Source organism: Anaerobiospirillum succiniciproducens DSM 6400 (genome assembly GCF_000482845.1).
GTDB lineage: Bacteria > Pseudomonadota > Gammaproteobacteria > Enterobacterales > Succinivibrionaceae > Anaerobiospirillum > Anaerobiospirillum succiniciproducens.
The window spans coordinates 1-2,611 of record NZ_AXWV01000130.1 but is presented as its reverse complement, the minus strand read 5'-3'; the positions used below and the strand labels follow the sequence as shown (position 1 = coordinate 2,611).

Annotated in this window: 2 protein-coding genes; both read right to left on the bottom strand. The window is 40.6% G+C overall.

Annotation, left to right across the window (positions count from 1 at the left end):
* Nucleotides 1–687 precede the first annotated feature (687 nt).
* Nucleotides 688–1,875 (bottom strand): IS3 family transposase, encoded by a 1,188-nt coding sequence (locus tag H524_RS0111800; protein WP_245580467.1) that lies wholly within the window; start codon nucleotides 1,873–1,875, stop codon nucleotides 688–690.
* 32 nt (nucleotides 1,876–1,907) lie between these two features.
* Nucleotides 1,908–2,534 carry a helix-turn-helix domain-containing protein gene (locus tag H524_RS0111795; protein ID WP_027940337.1) on the bottom strand — a complete coding sequence of 209 codons (627 nt, stop codon included), beginning with the start codon at nucleotides 2,532–2,534 and terminating at the stop codon, nucleotides 1,908–1,910.
* Nucleotides 2,535–2,611: the final 77 nt, after the last annotated feature.

Genomic DNA, 2,611 nt, shown 5'->3' with positions numbered 1-2,611 from the left:
CGTTGCTTGTCAACCTTTCTTAGACAGTTTTATAAAAATTATACCTGCTCAAGGTTATTTGGAATTTCAATCAGATGACTGGCAGCCGTCATCTAACTTTTTGCTTTAGTTTAAAAACTGCTGTGCCCAGGATTTAAACCATCTCATGGTCTTTTCATACTAACAGTATGATATTTAGATGTAATAACGACCATGATATCAATACATCTTTGCATCAACTGAATGCGAGCTTATGCTGTTTTGCCCAAAGGCCTCCGGTACAGCTCCGGGATCTTCAATAAAACATCAAAGGACTTAGTATCGGTCGATATTCGGCCAATTCCCATTAAGCGTAACGAAGTATGAAGATAATACGACGCTTACCTGGTCACATACACTATTAAGCAGATTGCCTCATCCATATTGTTCATAAGTAATGCATAGTTAACGTCAAGCTGACTATTGTGCTTTTGGTAAGGTTTCAGTAGCGAAACGATGCAATATATGAACAATTCGATTAAGTTAAATCAACTTTTTTAGCATGACCATTGTTAATCTTTTGATGCTATTAACTAAGTATTGCCAAAAGTAATCTAAAACCTGCTGCCAAGCTTTAGTCCAACTATTGATTCAACATGGTACTAAAGTGACCATGTCATCATGCACAGTAGTTTTAGTTAGTAAATAGCCTATTTAGGCCAAATTTACCTAAAGATCAGTAGCAACTTCGTTAAGAACAATGCTACTGTTGTGGTCATCTGGTGCAGTTATATGATGACGTTCTTGGGCTTTCTTCAGATATCTTAGATTCCTATTTCTAGGATCCTTTTCAATACCTTCAGCTACCTGACGAGCTGTTGGGCTTAGATATTGCGCCCCAGCACGTTCATAACTTCTCATATACTTTCTCGGATAACGTTCTTCATGCGCTTCAAAATGTTCTTTGTGAACGTCATACATCCTTTTAAGGTATGCCTTTTCAGCCTCAACGCCATCGTGACGTATACCGGGAGGAACGCCGTTTAGAGCACTATGAGGATATAGAAAGTTGTACCTATGCACCATGATATCCAGTCGTTCGTTACACTCATCAAGACTCGTGCAGTTTGTTACTTTGAAGTCATATGGCCCCTTTAAGGTTCCAAAATATGACTCAATGTGAGGGTTGTCATTGCTGTGCAATGGACGATTGGTATCTAGTTCTACACCATACTGTTTAAATAAATTAACAGTTAACTCAGACCTCATGGCTGGGCCATTGTCTGAGTGAATATGAAGCTTTGTGGCTGGTGTAATGCCGTTTTTCTCAAATGCTTCTTTAAAGAATTCGACCGCTGTAACAGCCTCTTGATTGTCATAAAACTTGGCATGGACAATCTTTCGGCTGTACAGATCCATGACGGCAAATAGGTAGACAAATTTTGTCCCATTAAATGCCTTAAAGTATGAGATATCCCAAACCCATACTTGATTCGGGCCATCTGCCTTAAGAGGCAATCTAACTTGAGTTTTGACGATTGACTCAGATTTTTTGGACTTCTTCTTCTTGGTAGTTGATGAAGACAGCCCGATCTCATCGGCAATGCGATAGTATGTACGCTCGCACGCACGATAAATTCCGTTTGACTGAAGGTAGTGATGTAGCCTGCGGATGCTCATATCGGCAAGCTCTGGGTTCAACAGATCTCTAATGATTTGCTCTCGAACCTTAGGATCACCCTTAAACCCGGGCTTATTATTCGGATTTGAATAAACAGGCGGGTTTCTAAGCCCTTTAGCTCTTCTATCAGCACAATTAGGATTCTTTTTCCACTTATAATAAGTGCAATGATTTAGACCAAGAGTGCGACAACACTCTCTGAAACTAAGTCTGCCCTCTTTCGCTTCCTGCTCAATCAGCTTAAGAATATGCTCGCGGATTTCTGGGGCTACATTTTTTGTAGCGGAAGCTCCGAGAAAGCCGCTGCAACTTTTTTTGCTAGCTCAAGCTTATATTGATCCTTGGTTCGCTCTTTTTCGAGGGCATTGATAGTCTTTTTATGCTCTTTTGTAAGAGCACTAATAGACTTTTTATACTCAGCTTTGATGAGCAACATTTCCTGCCCAAACTCAGCTAGAGCGTATTTGCTTTTTGCCAGCTCGGTTGACAGCAACTCAAGATCCTTGGTTAAGTCAGTGTTCTTGTCATGCAAAGCTTTGAGCTCATTTTTTTGCTCGAGAGCACGCTCTTGCTGATCCTGCTGATGCCATTTTGCAATTTCTTTCAACATGTCAGCGTTGCATCCGAAGTCTCTGCAGATCTGACCTGCGAGTTCCGAGTCAAAACCTAAGATTTTGCAAAACAAAGCAGCTGTTACGGCATCCTCAAGCGACTTAAAAGCAGAAGGCACCTCTGGTTTGCTGATTTTGTTGTTCATCGTTTTGTGGGACTTAATTATGCTGTAGACGCTGGAAGGGTTCAGCCCAAGTTTATTACTGATCTTGTTGCCGTTCATGCCTTCCATGTAAAGGTCAATGACCTGCTTCTTAGTTTCGGCGGGGATGTGTTTATACATTTAGTTCACCATGCAAGAAAAGCAGGCATAAAATTTACATCACTATAAACGTCTATGATTCAGTATGTCAAACAATG